Annotated in this window: 15 protein-coding genes; 5 read left to right on the plus strand and 10 right to left on the minus strand. The window is 66.4% G+C overall.

Annotation, left to right across the window (positions count from 1 at the left end; all coding sequences use genetic code 11):
- The 10 genes from SPDO_RS12460 to dapA form a co-directional block, all read right to left on the minus strand.
- Positions 1–1,185, minus strand: coding sequence for a class I SAM-dependent RNA methyltransferase (locus SPDO_RS12460; RefSeq protein WP_088367798.1), 1,185 nt, complete (start codon positions 1,183–1,185; stop codon positions 1–3).
- Positions 1,182–2,555, minus strand: a complete 1,374-nt coding sequence (locus SPDO_RS12465) for an NAD(P)H-hydrate dehydratase (protein ID WP_088367799.1) — start codon at positions 2,553–2,555, stop codon at positions 1,182–1,184. Before SPDO_RS12465 ends, SPDO_RS12460 begins: the two co-directional genes overlap by 4 nt.
- Positions 2,552–3,031 carry a hypothetical protein gene (locus SPDO_RS12470; protein ID WP_245829452.1) on the minus strand — a complete coding sequence of 160 codons (480 nt, stop codon included), beginning with the start codon at positions 3,029–3,031 and terminating at the stop codon, positions 2,552–2,554. The genes SPDO_RS12465 and SPDO_RS12470 overlap by 4 nt, the downstream gene beginning before the upstream one ends.
- A gap of 5 nt (positions 3,032–3,036) precedes the next feature.
- Positions 3,037–3,384: a response regulator gene (locus SPDO_RS12475; RefSeq protein ID WP_088367800.1), complete on the minus strand. Its 348-nt coding sequence runs from the start codon at positions 3,382–3,384 to the stop codon at positions 3,037–3,039.
- 63 nt (positions 3,385–3,447) lie between these two features.
- The gene (locus tag SPDO_RS12480) at positions 3,448–5,841 is read right to left on the minus strand and encodes a response regulator (RefSeq protein ID WP_088367879.1); all 2,394 of its coding nucleotides are present in this window, start codon (positions 5,839–5,841) and stop codon (positions 3,448–3,450) included.
- 57 nt (positions 5,842–5,898) lie between these two features.
- Positions 5,899–7,977, minus strand: a complete 2,079-nt coding sequence (locus SPDO_RS12485) for a M13 family metallopeptidase (RefSeq protein ID WP_088367801.1) — start codon at positions 7,975–7,977, stop codon at positions 5,899–5,901.
- 43 nt (positions 7,978–8,020) lie between these two features.
- Positions 8,021–8,605 (minus strand): DUF2062 domain-containing protein, encoded by a 585-nt coding sequence (locus SPDO_RS12490; RefSeq protein WP_088367802.1) that lies wholly within the window; start codon positions 8,603–8,605, stop codon positions 8,021–8,023.
- Positions 8,605–9,087, minus strand: coding sequence for an SsrA-binding protein SmpB (gene smpB, locus SPDO_RS12495; protein WP_088367803.1), 483 nt, complete (start codon positions 9,085–9,087; stop codon positions 8,605–8,607). The genes SPDO_RS12490 and smpB overlap by 1 nt, the downstream gene beginning before the upstream one ends.
- Before the next feature lie 48 nt (positions 9,088–9,135).
- Positions 9,136–9,369, minus strand: coding sequence for a hypothetical protein (locus tag SPDO_RS12500; RefSeq protein ID WP_143559652.1), 234 nt, complete (start codon positions 9,367–9,369; stop codon positions 9,136–9,138).
- Between the two features lie 170 nt (positions 9,370–9,539).
- A complete protein-coding gene (dapA, locus tag SPDO_RS12505; RefSeq protein ID WP_088367805.1) occupies positions 9,540–10,415 on the minus strand; it encodes a 4-hydroxy-tetrahydrodipicolinate synthase in 876 nt (291 codons plus the stop codon).
- A gap of 76 nt (positions 10,416–10,491) precedes the next feature.
- On the opposite strand from dapA, the gene SPDO_RS12510 reads away from it, so the two are divergent.
- From SPDO_RS12510 to SPDO_RS12530, 5 genes are read left to right on the plus strand one after another with little or no spacing between them, the layout of a single operon-like run.
- Complete coding sequence (locus SPDO_RS12510; RefSeq protein WP_088367806.1) at positions 10,492–12,510, plus strand: lytic transglycosylase domain-containing protein; 2,019 nt, start codon at positions 10,492–10,494, stop codon at positions 12,508–12,510.
- Between the two features lie 49 nt (positions 12,511–12,559).
- Positions 12,560–13,042 carry a transcription elongation factor GreB gene (gene greB, locus SPDO_RS12515; protein ID WP_088367807.1) on the plus strand — a complete coding sequence of 161 codons (483 nt, stop codon included), beginning with the start codon at positions 12,560–12,562 and terminating at the stop codon, positions 13,040–13,042.
- Between the two features lie 49 nt (positions 13,043–13,091).
- Positions 13,092–13,334, plus strand: coding sequence for a hypothetical protein (locus SPDO_RS12520; protein ID WP_088367808.1), 243 nt, complete (start codon positions 13,092–13,094; stop codon positions 13,332–13,334).
- Between the two features lie 36 nt (positions 13,335–13,370).
- Positions 13,371–14,189, plus strand: a complete 819-nt coding sequence (locus SPDO_RS12525) for an NYN domain-containing protein (RefSeq protein ID WP_088367880.1) — start codon at positions 13,371–13,373, stop codon at positions 14,187–14,189.
- Positions 14,189–15,814 carry a M28 family metallopeptidase gene (locus SPDO_RS12530; protein ID WP_088367809.1) on the plus strand — a complete coding sequence of 542 codons (1,626 nt, stop codon included), beginning with the start codon at positions 14,189–14,191 and terminating at the stop codon, positions 15,812–15,814. Before SPDO_RS12525 ends, SPDO_RS12530 begins: the two co-directional genes overlap by 1 nt.
- The last annotated feature ends 25 nt before the right edge of the window (positions 15,815–15,839 follow it).

The following is a 15,839-nucleotide window of genomic DNA, read 5'->3' on the forward strand; positions in this document are numbered from 1 at the left end:
TCAGGATGCGCGGCTGAGGCTCGCGGCCAGTTCCACATGGGTCGACCAGCGGAACTGGCCGACCGGCTGGATCCAGTCGATCCTCCAGCCACCGTCCACCATCACCTTCACATCACGTGCGAAGCTGCTCGGGTTGCACGACACATAGGCCAGCCGCGGCGCCCGCGACGCCGCCAGTGCCTGCGCCTGCTCCTTCGCACCGGCGCGCGGCGGATCGATCACGATAGCGCCGAAGCGATCGAGCTCCGCCGGTGTCAGCGGCCGGCGGTACAGGTCACGGTGCTCGGTGAACACCGCCCGCTGCGACCGGCCAGCGGCTGCCTTCAGCGCCATGATCGCTTCGCGCCCGGCCTCCGCGGCATAGACCCGCCCCGGCAGCGCCAGCGCGAATGTGCCAAGCCCCGCAAACAGATCCGCCACCACTGGCGTGTCCCCAACGATCGAGCGCACTGCCTCAACCAGCGCCGCTTCCCCCTCGCTTGTCGCCTGCAGAAAGGATGCCGGCGGCAGCGGCACCGGAACGCCGCCCAGCGTGATGGTTACGGCATCCGGCTCCCACCGTGTCTCAGGTCCATAGCCTTCGTCAAAGGCCATGCGCGCCAGCCTGTTCGCTTCGGCAAAGGCGGTGATCGCCTCGGCTGCCGCCAGCCCCTCCGGCATGACGCCGTTGATCAGCACGTCGACACCCTGGTCGGCCAGCGTCAGGTGAATATCCAGTCGCCGCTTGGGCCGCAGCTTGTGGATCAGCCGCCGCAGCGGTGCCACCAGCGCGAATAGCTCGGGCGCCAGAACATGGCACTCGGCAAGGTCCACAATCGCATGGCTTTTTTCGACGGCAAACCCGATCCGTCCCGAGCTTTCGGCGTGCAGCGTCGCGCGCCGCCGGGTGCGCGGCGGCGACAAGACTGGCGACCGGATCTCTGCCGACAGGCCATGCGCCGCCAGCCCGCCAGCAATGCGATCGACGATGAACTGGCGCCATGCCGCATCGTCCAGATGCTGCAGCTGACACCCGCCACATTGAGGAAAGTGCCGGCACGGCGGCACCAGGTGGTGCGGGCCAGCCTCGATCGCGCCGTTCTCGCTTACGCGATCTCCCGGCGCCGCAAAGGGCACGTGCCGCCCGTCAGCGGTAACGCCTTCGCCACGCGCGGCGACACGCACGATCGTGGACGCTTCGGTCACAAACAGGCTCCCAGTGCCGCCGGCAGATGCGCGGCAAGATCATCGGCGATAAAGGCGGGGCCAGCACGCCGCGCGGCTTCGGCGTGCAACCAGACGCCGTTGGCAGCCGCCGTGAACACATCCGCCCCGCCGGCGAGTTGCGCGCCAATCACGCCCGCCAGCACGTCGCCCGTTCCGGCGGTCGCCAGCCATGCCGGGGCATGCGCATGAACGATAGCACGGCCGTCAGGCGCAGCGATCACCGTATCGGCGCCCTTGAACACCACCACCGCATTCGCCCGCCGCGCCGCCGCGATCGCGCGTTCGATCTTGCTGCCGTTCAGATCACCGAACAGCCGCGCAAACTCACCGGCATGCGGCGTAAGGATGGTAGGAACGCGCGCTGGCGCCTCGCCCAACAGGTGGAGCGCATCGCCATCGATCACCATCGGGCGCTCACTGGCACGCGCGAGGTCCAGCCGTTCGCGCGCCTTGTCGTCACGGCCCAGCCCCGGCCCGATCACCACCGCGCCCACCCGCTCATCCGCGAGCGCCTCGGCGCTGAAGCGCTGGCGAACGATCGCGTGCGGCAGCCGGTCGGTCGCGCTACCCAGCAGGCGCACATACCCGGCGCCGCCACGCCCCGCCCCGGTTGCGGCGAGCGCTGCGGCACCAGGCATCCGGCCCGCCACCACAGCCACCAGGCCGCGCGAATATTTGTGATCACGGGCACTTGGCGGACGAAGCTGTGGCGCACTTGCAACGCGCACGGGTCCACTCACCTCTACCCCGATGTCCAGCAGCCGTATGTCGCCACAGCGTGCTGCCGACGGTTGCAGCACATGCGCGGGCTTCACCGCAGCCAGCGCCAGCGTCAGATCGACCGCCGGCACCTCGGCAAAGCTGCTCCCATCATCGGTCGAAACTCCGCTCGGCACATCCACCGCGATCGACAGCCGCGCGTTCCCGATGAGGTGGCGAAGAGGCTCGCAGATCTCAGCACCGAGTGGTCGATTAAGTCCGATCCCGAACAGCGCGTCGACGACGATCGGCGCCGGCGCAGCGTTACCCAGTTCTTCCACCGGCCCCATCCAGGCAGCGCGTGCCGCAGACGCCGCGGCCGTCGTCGGCGATGCACAGGCGGCAATCCGCGCCGCATGGCCGGCCCGGCGCAGCGCAGCCGCCGCGACATATCCGTCGCCGCCATTATTGCCCGGGCCGCATAGCACCAGCACCTCGGCGCCGGCCGTAAGTCGCCGTACCTGCTCCGCTACCTGCTCACCCGCTCGCGCCATCAGCGCCTCGGCGCCCGTGCCCGCGGCAATCGTCTGCGCCTCGGCAGCGCGCATCTGCGCCGCGTCAAGGATCGGCTGTCCGTCGATCCTGATCATGGCGTCGCCGCTTTGGCCACCGCCGGCAGACGATATCTGTCACGGCCGATTGTCACGTCGATCTGATCCTGGCCGGTCAGAACCACCTGTGCCGGCTCCGCCCCATCGGCAGGCACGACGCCGCGGCCATCCTTCACGACCAGCACCCTGCGAAATCCGCCGTCAGGGTGGCGAACGGTGATGACGAGCCCCTCGACTGTCTGCGTCCGCTCGATCCGGCAGTTCATCGATAACGCCGATTCTCCCCCGGTGGCACAGGCAATGCGGTCGTTGTCAGGGACGTCGGCAGCCGGCTCTGCCGATGCGGTCGCCTCAGATCGCGCGACGGGCTGGTCGGACGCCGACTTCTCACCGCACGCCGATACGCCGAGCAGGAGCATGGGCGCGATCAGGAGCGGAGATCGCGGCGTCTTGCCAAACGTCGCGCTACCAGCCGAGGCGCGATGATGGCCAAGCGATCCCGCGTTCAGCTCCATGCCGATCACCCGAGCGCGTCGAGCGCCTTTTCCACGCCGTCCAGCGTGAACGGCTTTTGCAGGATCGGACGACCACGAAATTCGTCCGCGATCATGTCGTCCGCCCCGCCCGTGGCAAACACGAACGGCACGTGCCGCTCGGCCAGCGCAGCTGCGATGGGCCAGCTCTTCTCGCCGCCCCGCAGGTTCACATCGAGAATGGCACAGTCGAACCCGCCGGCTTCGACAAGCGGAATGGCCGCCTCCACACAGTCGGCGGTTCCGGCACATTGCCGGTCGAGCACATCGAGAAAGTCCTCGAGCATCATGGCGATAAGCGGCTCATCCTCGACGAGCAGGACGCGATTGGTCATGCCGCGCGCATAGAGGGAACAGAACGATACCGCAACGCTTCACCGCCGCGCCGTGTTGAGCGCTCAATCCGGCTGGCCAAGTGCGTCGCGTGCTGCCTCCGCGAGCTGCTGGACCGAGAACGGCTTTGGGATAAAGGCCACGTTTTCCAGATCGATGGATCGCCGCAGCTGTTCCTCGGCGTAGCCGGACATGAACAGGATCGGCAGATCCGGATAGCGCAGCCTGATCCGGCGAGCCATGGTGGGGCCATCCATCGCCGGCATTACCACGTCGCTTACCAGCAAGTCGGGCTTGGGATGCTGCTCGATCAGCTCCAGCGCCACCTCGCCGTTTTCCGCGGTAAGCACGGTATAGCCCTGCCGCGACAGCGCGCGCTCGGCCACTGCACGCACCATGTCCTCGTCCTCCACCAGCAGCACGGTGCCGGTGCCCCAGATATCGGCCGGCCGCTTCTTTGCGACAGGACTGCGCGGCGCGGCGACCTCGCCCGTGGCATGCACGGGCAGGTAGATGGTGAAGGTCGCGCCGATCCCCGGCTTGGAATCGGCAAAGATGTAGCCGCCAGACTGTTTGACGATGCCGTATACGGTGGAAAGGCCAAGCCCCGTTCCCTTGCCGACTTCCTTGGTGGTAAAAAACGGCTCGAAAATCTTGGGCAGCACCTCGGGCGGAATGCCCGATCCGGTATCGGCGATCTCCAGCGCGGTATATTCGCCGACGGGCATGATGTCGGGGCCGCGGCGCCGAATTTCGGCTGGCGTCGCAGAACGGGTCTGGATGGTCAGTTTGCCGCCGCCATGCGGGTGCTTGGGCACCATCGCATCGCGCGCATTGACGGCAAGGTTGACGACCACCTGCTCGAGCTGCCCGGGATCGGCGCGCACAGGCCCCAGATCACGGCCGTGGCGCACCTCCAGCGTCACCGTCTCGCCTAGAAGCCGCTTCAACAGGTTCGACACCTCGGAAACAACATCGGGCAATTGCAGGATCTGCGGGCGTAGCGTCTGCTGCCGCGAAAAGGCGAGCAGCTGCCGCGTCAGCCCGGCTGCACGGTTCGAGTTGTTCCGGATCTGCTGGATGTCGTCATAATCGCTGTCACCGGGCGAATGGCGCATCAACATTAGATCGCAATGGCCGATGATGGCGGTCAGGATGTTGTTGAAATCATGCGCGACGCCGCCGGCAAGCTGCCCGACCGCCTGCATCTTGGTCGCCTGCGCGACTTCGCGCTTCAGGCGCGTTTCCTCGCCATTGTCCTTCAGGCTGAGCACAACAGCCGCGTCGCCCAGACCACGCGCACCGGCGATCGACAGCACCACCGGCTCGTCAGGATGGTCGCGCAGCCTCACCGCCATGTCCATCACATGCGCGCTGTTGCCGCCCGCGAATCGGCGCACTGCGTCGGCTACCGCGGCCTTGTCTTCGCGCACCACGAGGTCACCGGGGTAAAGGGGCGGCGCACCGCGATTCACCGACGCCGCACGCAGGAACGCGTCGTTCATCTCCACAAAGCGCCCGTCGCGGTCGACCAGTGCGATGCCGAGCGGCATCAGCTGCACCAATGTCCGGATATGCGCCGCCGCGCTGCCGCCGAAGCTGACTGGCGTCTCGTCCTCGTCAAGAAGCGCCACGAGGATGGGCGCGCCCTCCACGTCGGCGAACGGCACCTGGACGAGGCGCAGGGGATTGCCGTCCATGCCTTCGCGTTCAAAACGGATCAGCCCGCGACTGTCCGTCGCCAGAAAACGGGCGAAATCCGCGCCCTCCAACGGGGCATCGGCATGGCCCATCGCACGGCTACGCAGCACCGGATCGGCGGCAAGTACGCGGCCATCGGTGGTCAGCAGCGCCGCCATGATGCCCGATCCTGCCAGCCGCTTGCCTAGCGTGCCGGACAATGCCTCTGCCAGCGCGCGGCTGCCATCAGCCTCGATCGCTGACGCGGCCCGCCAGACCAGCAGATCCTGGTGTGCGCCGGTTCGCGTCACGTCGATGGTGATCGCCCGCCCGGCGACCTCGGCATTCTCCAACCGTGCCCGGCCATCACGCCACGCCGTGCGCCCCGCCGCCGCCAGCGCGCCGACGCCGGCTTCACCGATCGGCAGGCTGGGCGGCGTCGGCAGCCCGGAGAAAACCTCCTCGAACCGCTCATTGGCGCAGACAAGCTGTCCCGCGCGGTCGGTGATCGCGATCGCATCGGGGCTTCCCTCCGCCAGCGCGCGGACAAGCTGCCAATCGACCGCCGGCACGGGCGACGCTTCGGCTGGCGCCAGCATGCGCCACGCCACGATCGCGCCGCCGACGACGATCCCCGCCGCCAGAAAGCCGATCGCGACCACCGGATCGCCGATCAGCCACAAGATGAGCACCGCGGCGACCAGCCCGGCGCCCATTGCGATCCCCAGCGCCCCTTCGGTGGTCAGATGATACGCGCGAAGGGTAGGAAGCGTCGCCATGTCACGGTCCTCCATCCGCGCCGCACCGCCGTCAAGCGCGATGCGGCACGGATGCGATCACCAGATGCGAACGCGCTGATCCTTGGTAAGGTACAGCTTCTGCCCGGGACGAGCGCCGAACGCATCATACCAGGCATCGATGTTGCGCACGGTGTCAGTGCGCTGCATCCCCGGAGCGTGCGGATCGGACAGCAGTTGCTGGCGCAGCGCCGGCTCGCGATACTTGGTGCGCCACACCTGGCCATAGCCAAGATAGAAGCGCTGCTGCCCCGTCGTGCCGTCGAGCACCGGCGGCTTCTTGCCGGCGAGCGACAGCTGATACGCGTCATAGGCGACCGTCAGACCGGCGAGATCTGCAATATTCTCGCCCAGCGTCAGCGCGCCCTGCACATGCTGACCCGGCAACGGCTCATAGGCATCGAATTGCGCCACGAGACGGTCGGTAAAGGTCTTGAAACGCTCGACATCTTGCGGCGTCCACCAATCGGTCAGCTTGCCGGTCGCATCGTACTTGCGGCCCTGGTCGTCGAAATGGTGGCTGATTTCGTGCCCGATCACCACGCCGATCGCCCCGTAATTCACCGCCGGATCGGCCTTGGGGTCGAAGAACGGCGCTTGCAGGATCGCGGCGGGAAACACGATCTCGTTCATCGTCGGATTGGCATAAGCGTTGATCGTCATCGGCGTCATGAACCATTCGCCGCGATCGATCGGCTGACCGATCTTGTTCAGATTGCGCTGAAATTCGAATTCGTTGGCGCGCGCGACATTGCCCACCAGATCGTCACGCCGGATCTCCAGCGCAGAATAGTCGCGCCACTTGTCGGGATAACCAATCTTGGGCGTAAAGGCCGCCAGCTTCGCCAGCGCCTTCTGCTTGGTCTCGGGCGCCATCCACTCCAGCTTCTTCAGCCGCTCGCCCATCGCCGCGATGATGTTGCGCACCAGCGCATCCGCTGCCGCCTTTGATTCGGGCGGGAAGTAGCGCGCCACATAGACCCGGCCGAGATCCTCACCGATCTGGCTGCTGACCAGGTCGACGCCGCGCTTCCAGCGCGCCTGCTGCTCGGGCGTGCCCGCCAGTTCGGTGCCGTAGAAGGCGAAGCGGGTGTCGTCGAACGCCTTTGGCAGATAGCGCGCATAGCTCGACAGCATGCGCAGCAGCAGGTGATCCTTCAGCACCGGCAGCGGCGCGTCGGCCCAGACCTTCGCCTCACCGGTGAACGCGCTGGGCTGCGCCACGATCAGCGGTGCGTCGGTCGGGATGCCGGCCGCCTTGAAATAGCCGGCCCAGTCATAGCCTGGCGCCTTGGCGGCCAACTCGTCAAAGGTCATCTTGTTGTAGACCTTGTCGGCATCGCGGCTGTCGACACGCGACCAGTGCGCCTCGGCGATGTCGTGCTCCAGCTTCATCACCGCAGCGGCGCGCGCCTCGGCATCCGCTTCGCCGGCAAGCGTCAGCATTTTGGCGAGATATGCCTGATAGGCCGTGCGGTTCGCTGCCAGCTTGGCATCGTCCTTCAGGTAATAATCGCGGTCGGGCAGCCCCAGCCCTGCCTGGCCAAATACCACGGCATAGGTCTCGGGGTCCTTGTCGTCCTGGTTGACGTAGGTGCCGAAGAACGATTCGACTCCGCGCCGCTCCATGCGACCCGCCTCGGCAGCGAGCGCCTCCTTGGTCGGCGCCGCCTTGATCGCCGCGATCCACGGCTTCACCGGCGCGACCCCCTTGGCATTCACCGCCGCCTCATCAAGGAAGCTGGCGTAGAAATCGCCGGACTTGCTGCCTGCCTGGCGCATCTGCTCGTCGAGGATCGTGCGGGTCTGCTCGCGCGACAGATCCTGCAGCTTGTGGAACATGCCGTAAGAGGAGCGGTCCGCCGGAATCTGCGTGTTCTTGACCCAGGTGCCGCTCACATAATCGAAGAAGTCGTCGCCGGGCGGCACGCTGGTATCGCGGCCGGCCATGTCGAAGCCGAAAGTGCCAATTTCAGGCGCATCGCCCTTGGCCGCGGCCGGGTGGATCGCCGCAGACTTGGTAGCGGCCGGCTTTTGCGCGGGCGGCGTAGCGGTCTGCGCGATCGCGGCCGCAGCCGTGGTGGAAAGGATGGCAGCTAGGATGAACGACGGACGCATGAACAATGGCCTTCGAGTAAGTGAAGGCACGTGTTCTATCCAGTTAAGACGCCTCGTCAATGTGGTCGCGTTTGTGACGATGCCGCCACTTGCGCGCGATCCAAAGCCGCCAGCCGACCGCCGACAGCGCGTATCCGGCGACGGACAGAACCACCGTCACGATCAGCAGCCCCAGCGCCGTCGCGGGCGCCGCGTCCGACATCAGCCACTGCATCCAGCTTGACTGCGCGGCATCCTGCGCCGCCTTGCTCACCGGATCACCAGGCAGTGCCTCGTCGAGGTGCAGCGCCCATTTGCCGATCCAATAGGCCAGCACCCACAGCGGCGGGGTGGTCACCGGATTGGTGATAAACGTGGTAAGCGCCGCCGCTGGGATATTTGCGCGCGTGGGTAGCGCCAGCATCGCGGAAAAGGGGATCTGCGCAACCGGGAACAGGATGCCCGTCACCATCCCCAGCGCGACACCGCGCGGCACCGAGCGGCGGGTGAAGCGCCACAATTCCGGCGCCAGCACCCGATGCGCGAACGGGCGCAGCAAGCGGCTGCTTTCCAACGACTCGCGCGTCGGCAGGTTTCGATGGCACCATGCGGCACAGCGCTGCCAAAAGGTCAGCGCTCGCGTAGTCATCAGCCGCGCTCACGCATCAGGCGACCGGCCTCGCGCTTCCAGTCGCGCTCCTTGATGGCATCGCGCTTATCGTGCGCCTTGCGGCCCTTTGCGAGTGCGAGTTCCACCTTCGCCCGGCCCTGCGAGTTGAAATACACCATCAGCGGCACAAGCGTCATGCCCTCGCGCGCCACGGCGCCGTGCAGCTTTCGAACCTCGCGCTCATGAAGCAGCAGTTTACGCGGGCGCTTCGGCTCGTGGTTGAAACGGTTGCCGTGGCTGAATTCGGGCACGTTTGAATTGATCAGCCAAACGCCGCCCTCACCGACCTCGGCGTAGCTTTCCGCGATCGATCCCTCGCCAAAGCGGAGGCTCTTTACCTCGGTACCGGTCAGGACGATGCCGGCCTCATACGTCGTGTCGATCGAATAATCGAAACGCGCGCGGCGGTTCTCGGCGACGATCTTCTTCTTGTCGAAGGTGGCGGGTTTGGGGCGTGACATGGACGGGGCGATGTAGGGTGTCAGGGCGCGTGTGGGAAGGCGGCGTTTTCAGCGCTTCTTGCCGCCAATCGGGATGCGCAGGCGGATCATCGCACGGTTGACCGGCGCGCCTTGCGCGTCCGCCGCCTGCTCGGCCTCCATCGCAACGGTTCCAACGCCGTTGATGGCAGTTTCCGCTTTCGGGGGTGTGCGTTCAGGCGTGTAACGATCGGCAAGAGGCTTTAGTCGCAAACCGCCGTTTGGCCGCGCGCAAACGATGATTTCCTCACCCGGCTGCGCCACCGGGCACGGGCGCTCCACCTTTACCGGCTTGGTCGGAGCGGGTGGCCCTGCAACCGCCTGCATCGCGAGCATCATCCATGCCGGCACGCCGCTCTCCCGTGAATCGGCTGGGATCGTGTCGGAGAATTGCGGCCAGATTTAGAAGCGCATTATGGCGTCAGGAGGAAATCCTACAGCAGCCCCGCCCGCTGCAATCCGGCGTCCACCGCCGCCCGGCTTGCCTCGCCCGGCCATGTCATCGGCAGACGCAGCCCTTGCGGGAACTCCGGCCGGACCTTGCTCATGGCATATTTCACCGGGCCGGGAGAGGCATCGGTGAACAAGGCGGTGTGCAGCGCGAACAAGCGGTCGTGCAGCCCAAGCGCCTTCGCTCCGGTGCCCGCCGCCTGCGCCTCGGCGCAAAGTCGCGGCGCGACGTTGGCCGTCACGGAAATGCAGCCCACTCCGCCCATCGCATTGAAGGCCAGCGCGAGATCGTCATTGCCAGACAATTGGCAGAAATCGTCGCCCAACGCCGCACGGTGCTGCGATACGCGCTGCAACACGCCCGACGCGTCCTTCACGCCGACAAATACCTTCGGAAATGCCTTCACGATCCGGATCAGCGTTTCCGGCTGGATGTCCGTCACCGTGCGCGCCGGCACATTGTAGAGCACGATCGGCAGCGGCGAGGTTGGCGCCAGCGCAGCGAAGTGCTGGTAAATTCCTTCCTGCGAGGGGCGATTGTAATAGGGCGGCACCATCAGCGCCGCGTCCGCTCCGGCCTCCTTCGCTGCAGAAATATTTGCCGCCGCAACGCGCGTATCGTTCGAGCCTGCGCCCGCGATCACCGGCACGCGCCCGCGCGCCTGGTCGACGCAGACCCGCACAATGGCGAAATGCTCGTCCTTCGCCAGCGTCGCGGCCTCCCCCGTGGTGCCGCACGGCACCAATGCCGAGGAGCCTTCGCTGATCTGCCACTCGATCAGCTCTCGATAGGCGCGCTCGACGAACCGGCCGTCACTGTCGAACGGCGTGACGAGCGCCGGGATCGATCCGGAAAACATGTGTTGCTCCTGAAACGGGATGTGGTGCGTTGGGTCGTTCAGGACAGATACGGGTTGCCTGGCTATTCTGTCCACAATGGTGACTGGATTGAGGGCAGGGGCATTGATCGCATTAGCATTGGGTTTGGGCGCGGCGCTGCTCGTCGCGCAGGATGAGGCTGCGCGAACGCGCGCCGCCAACATGATGGCGCAGGGGCAGCCGGCTGGCGCCGCCACGGTGTCGGCCGCGAGCAACGCGGATCTGGCGGCGGCGTTGGCGCAATGGCGCGCGTTGCAGCAAACCGATTCGCTGCCCTTCGACAGCTATGCCGGCTTTCTGATGGCCCACCCCGACTGGCCGAACGAAGCTGCCAACCGCCGCGCCGCCGAGCGGCAGGCGGGCAACGGTTATGCCGCGCCGGCCAATGTGGTGGCGTTCTTCCGGCGCTACCCTCCCCTCACCGCCGCCGGTGCCGTGGCGCAGGCTAAGGCGCTTCAGGCCACCGGCGCGACGAACGAGGCTTACGCCGCCGCGCGCAATGCCTGGCGTCGCGGCGCGCTGTCGTCGGCTGACGAGACGACGCTCCTCACCAATTTCGCCGGCGCGCTGCGTCCCGAAGATCACGACGCGCGAATGGACGCGTTGTTGTGGCAGGGATCGACGACCGCCGCCGCCCGGCAGATCTCGCTCACCTCCCCTGCTCGCCGCCCACTTTTCGACGCGCGGCTCGCCTTTCGTACCAAGGCCGAATCCGCCTCTGCGCTGGCGGCAGCGAACGATGCCGCTGGCGCAACCGACGCCGGCTATGTCGCCGACAAGGCGACCTGGCTGCGCAACAGCGGGGCAAGCGCCAGCGCGCGATCGTGGCTGGCGCGCACCCGGCAGCCCGGCATGGCGCTGCCCGGCGATGTGGAAGAATTCTACGAGGTGTTGCTGACCAACGCGCGCGCCGCATCGGCGGACAACCAGCATCAGCTGGCCTATGACATCGCGCGGCAGGTCGATGACGCATATTCGGCCGGCACCGACGTATCGAAAAAACCGTATGGCGAGCGCGACGACTATACCAGTCTTGTCTGGCTCGCCGGCCAGACGGCGATGAAGCAGCTGGGCCGCCCGGCCGATGCGATGACGATGTTCGATCGCTACGGCCGTGGCAGCCAGTCGCCGCAGACGCGGGCGAAGGGCTTCTACTGGGCCGGTCGCGCCGCCGAAGCGGCAGGGCGCAGCGCCGATGCGACAGCCTTCTTCAACCGGGCCGCCGGCTACCGCGACCAATTCTATGGTCAGCTGTCGCTGGAGCATCTCCGCCGGCCGCTGGCCGCGCCGCAGGACGTGGCTGCCCCGGCAATCGATCCCGCGACGCGCCAGGCGTTCCTGAATCGTGAAACGGTGCGCGCCGCGCAGTTCCTTGGATCGATCGGCCAATATCAGGACCAGACCGCCTTTGTGCGGACCATCGCGGCCGACGTGGAAAGCGATGCCGATCATTTCCTCGCGGAAGAGCTATCCCGCTCGCTCCGCCGCCCCGATCTGGCAGTGATCGTCGGCCGCAAGGCGATGCAGAACGACCAGACCGAATATAGTGCGATCGCCTTCCCCACCGTGTCGATCCCGTCCGGCTACGACAATCAATGGACGATGATCCACGCAATTGCGCGGCAGGAAAGCCAGTTTGACCGTGCCGCCGTTTCGCACGCCGGCGCGCGCGGGCTGATGCAGCTGATGCCGGGCACCGCGCGCGAACAGGCGGGAAAGATGGGCTTGTCCTACGAACCCGGCCGGCTGACCACCGACACTAACTATAACACGCAGCTCGGCTCGGGCTATTTCCAGCGCATCTTCGGCATCTACGGCAGCTACCCGCTGGCGATCGCGGCCTATAATGCCGGGCCGGGCAACGTGAACAAATGGCTGCGCGCCAACGGCGATCCGCGCACCAGTGCGATCGACATGGTCGATTGGATCGAGGCAATCCCCTATATGGAGACGCGCAACTACGTGCAGCGCGTGCTGGAAAATGCCGTGGTGTACGACCTGATGAACCCGCCACGCGCCAAGAGCCGAGGCCCGGCCAACCTTAGCTGGTACATGGGCCGCAACCGCACCGGCTGATACACTGCCGCGGGTGCATCGCGGCAGCGGCCTGTGTAGAGCTGCCGCGATGGATCGCCCCAATTACATCACCCCTACCGGCTATGCCGCGCTGCGCGCCGAATATGATCAGCTGTTCGCCAAGGAGCGCCCGGCGCTGGTCGAGACGATCGCCTGGGCCGCCGGTAACGGCGACCGCTCCGAAAACGGCGATTACATTTACGGCCGCAAGCGCTTGCGTGAGATCGACCGGCGGCTCGGTTTCCTCTCGCGTCGGATGAAGGCGGCCAAGGTGGTCGATCCCGCACAGGCGCCCGATCGTACCCGCATCTTCTTCGGCGCCACCGTTACCATCGCCGACGAGGACGACCAGCACCGCACCTTGACTTTGGTGGGTGACGACGAAGCGGACGCCGCACAAGGGCGCGTTGGGTGGAATGCGCCCCTCGCCCGCGCGCTGCGCACTGCCGCCATCGGTGACCTCCGTCGCGTCACCTTGCCCGCCGGCGAAAAGGAATATGAGGTGCTCGCTATCAGCTATCCGGCGGCCTGACGAAACCCCGACCCGCCCGGCCCGTTCTCCTATTCGTAAGGAGAAGAAAATGGCCGAGAACAACCGCACCGAAACCGCTCGCGACAACGACGACAAGGATCTGATCGAGGGCATGATCCCCAAGGGCACGGCGCAGACCGGCACCAGCGGCGGCGCACTGGCGCGCGACGTCGGCTCGCAGGCCGACATGGAGCGCCTCGAGGATCCCGACGGCACCACCCGCGCCACCAAGCAGGACGACATCAACGCCGATGTCGCGGTGCCGAGCGACCGTCGCGGCAGCAACGGCTGATTGACGTGGGGGAGCGCAGCGTCGATGGCCGTCGCCATGGCGACTGACGACACCCCCACCCGCAACATCGCCCTCTTGATCGACGCGGACAACGCGAGTTGGCATGCGATCGACCCGGTGCTGACCGTTCTCGCCGAGCTGGGAACGGTCAACATCCGGCGGGTTTACGGTAATTGGTCGAAGCCAGCGCTGAGCGGCTGGCGCGACATGACGATCAAACACGGCATCGAGCCACAGCAGCAGTTCGACATCACCAAGGGCAAGAATGCCACGGACATGAAGATGACGATCGACGCGATGGACCTGCTGTTCCGCGGGCGCGTCGAAGGGTTCGGCATCATGTCGTCGGACAGCGACTTCATGCCGCTCGCCACCCGGCTGCGGCAGGATGGCCTGCCCGTCTATGGCTTCGGTCAGGCCAAGACGCCCGAGGGCTTTAAGCGCGCCTGCACCCGCTTCATCGACGTCGACAAACTGATGGACGCCGAAGAGGAAAGCGCGAAGCCAACCTCCCCGCCTAATCCGTCGAAGGAAGCACAGGCCGCGCCCGCCAACGGCAAGGAACCGGCCGCGGCGCCGACACCCCCTGCCACGACCGAGCCGGCGCCGAGCGACGGCCCCGCACGGATCGACGACGAACTGGTCAAGCTTTTGATCGACGCTTATTCCGCGGTGAAACGCGATGAAAAGGGTTTCGTCAGCCTATCCGCCATGGGCCAGCTCGCCGCCAACCGATCGAGCTTCGACGTCCGCAACTATGGATACAAGCGCTTGTCGGACCTGATCGCCGCGGTGCCCAATTTCCATACCGAGCGGCGTGAGGACGGCCGCGTATTTGTGCGTAGGGTGCGTTGATGAAAAACAAGATTGCCTATCTCCTGCCGCTCGTCGCGATCGCGGCAGCCAACCCGCCCAAGACCGATCCGGCAAAGCTGTCGGCAATGACTAGGGAGCTTGCGTCGGACGCCTATGGCGGCCGCGCACCGGGCACAGACGGTGAAACCAAGACGATCGATTGGGCGATCGCGCGTTTCAAGGCGCTGGGGCTTGAGCCCGCCGGTCCGAACGGCGCCTGGACGCAGAAGGTGCCGCTGATCCATACGCGCCTCGGCGATGGTCCGGTCAGCTTCGGCGCGACCCAGCTGAAGCAGGGCACCGACGTCGCGCTCACCACGGTGCGCGCCGATCCAGCGGTTTCGATCGAGAATGCGCCACTCGTCTTCGTCGGTTATGGTGTCAACGCACCCGAAGCAAAGTGGAACGATTTCAAGGGAGCCGACCTGAAGGGCAAGGTCGCGGTCTTCCTGGTCAACGATCCCGATTTCGAGGCACCCGAGGGCGTCGATGCGAAGGGCCGCTTCGGCGGCAAGCGGATGACCTATTACGGTCGCTGGACCTACAAATATGAGGAAGCGGCACGCCGCGGTGCGGTCGGCGCGCTGATCGTCCACGACACGGCCGGTGCCGGCTATCCCTGGTCCACCGCCAATGCCTCTAACGGCGAGAACTATGACATCGTGCGCGGTCCCGAGGACCAGCGCATCGCGCTCCAGGGCTGGCTGTCGGGCGAGGCAGCGAACCGCGTCTTCGCCGCCGAGGGGCTCGATCTCACAGCATTGCGCCAGCAGGCCCGCTCCGCAACCTTCCGCCCGATCACCATGAAGGCGCGCTTCACCGCGAAGCTGCCAGTCACCGTCGAGCGGATCGAGAGCGCCAACGTCCTCGCCAAGATCCCGGGCAAGGTAAAACCGGACGAAACCGTCCAGTTCGCCGCGCACTGGGACGCTTATGGTGAAGGTCCGCCCGATGCGCAGGGCCGAACCATCCGCCCCGGCGCGAATGACGATGCGCTCGGCGTCGCCGGCGTTATGGAGCTCGCCCGCCTGTTCAAGGCCGGCCCCGCGCCAGACCGCACGCTCGTCTTCGCGCTGTGGACTGCCGAGGAGCGCGGCCTGCTCGGCTCCGAATGGTACGCCACCCGCCCCACCGCGCCGCTGGAGAAAACCGTCGCCAATCTGACGCTCGACATCCTCCAGACCGCCGGCGAGGCGAAGGACGTGATCCTCGTCGGTGCCGGCCAGTCCTCGCTACAGGATCTACTGACCGAGGCGGCGCGCGCACAGAACCGCGTCGTCACCCCGGAGGAAGCCAGCGAACGCGGCCTCTTCTATCGCGCCGATCATTTCTCGGTTGTCCGCCGCGGCGTGCCCGCGCTACAGCTGATGGCGCTCGGCGGCGCGAGCGACATGCGCGAAGGCGGCCGCGCGGCGGGGCAGAAGTGGCTCGACGCCTATATGGCCTGCTACCACAAGACCTGTGACGCCTGGGCGCCCGACTGGAACTTCACCGGGGCGGCGCAGGACGTCGATCTGTTCTACGCCATGGGCAAGCGGCTCTCGAAGGCGGGTGTCTGGCCCGAATGGCGGCCCGCCTCCGAATTCCGCGCGATCCGCGACAATAGCGCCGATCAGCGCCAGTAAAGAGAAAAGGCCCGCCACGGCATCA

Origin of the sequence: Sphingomonas dokdonensis, assembly GCF_002197685.1 — a bacterium.
Taxonomy (GTDB): domain Bacteria; phylum Pseudomonadota; class Alphaproteobacteria; order Sphingomonadales; family Sphingomonadaceae; genus Sphingomonas; species Sphingomonas dokdonensis.

Coding starts and splice junctions, on each gene's coding strand:
- SPDO_RS12525 (WP_088367880.1), top strand. CDS start 13,371: ATGGCGACTGACGACACCCCCACCCGCAACATCGCCCTCTTGATCGAC.
- SPDO_RS12490 (WP_088367802.1), bottom strand. CDS start 8,605: ATGACTACGCGAGCGCTGACCTTTTGGCAGCGCTGTGCCGCATGGTGC.
- SPDO_RS12520 (WP_088367808.1), top strand. CDS start 13,092: ATGGCCGAGAACAACCGCACCGAAACCGCTCGCGACAACGACGACAAG.
- SPDO_RS12485 (WP_088367801.1), bottom strand. CDS start 7,977: ATGCGTCCGTCGTTCATCCTAGCTGCCATCCTTTCCACCACGGCTGCG.
- SPDO_RS12465 (WP_088367799.1), bottom strand. CDS start 2,555: ATGATCAGGATCGACGGACAGCCGATCCTTGACGCGGCGCAGATGCGC.
- smpB (WP_088367803.1), bottom strand. CDS start 9,087: ATGTCACGCCCCAAACCCGCCACCTTCGACAAGAAGAAGATCGTCGCC.
- greB (WP_088367807.1), top strand. CDS start 12,560: ATGGATCGCCCCAATTACATCACCCCTACCGGCTATGCCGCGCTGCGC.
- SPDO_RS12470 (WP_245829452.1), bottom strand. CDS start 3,031: ATGGAGCTGAACGCGGGATCGCTTGGCCATCATCGCGCCTCGGCTGGT.
- SPDO_RS12510 (WP_088367806.1), top strand. CDS start 10,492: ATGGTGACTGGATTGAGGGCAGGGGCATTGATCGCATTAGCATTGGGT.
- SPDO_RS12480 (WP_088367879.1), bottom strand. CDS start 5,841: ATGGCGACGCTTCCTACCCTTCGCGCGTATCATCTGACCACCGAAGGG.
- SPDO_RS12475 (WP_088367800.1), bottom strand. CDS start 3,384: ATGACCAATCGCGTCCTGCTCGTCGAGGATGAGCCGCTTATCGCCATG.
- SPDO_RS12530 (WP_088367809.1), top strand. CDS start 14,189: ATGAAAAACAAGATTGCCTATCTCCTGCCGCTCGTCGCGATCGCGGCA.
- dapA (WP_088367805.1), bottom strand. CDS start 10,415: ATGTTTTCCGGATCGATCCCGGCGCTCGTCACGCCGTTCGACAGTGAC.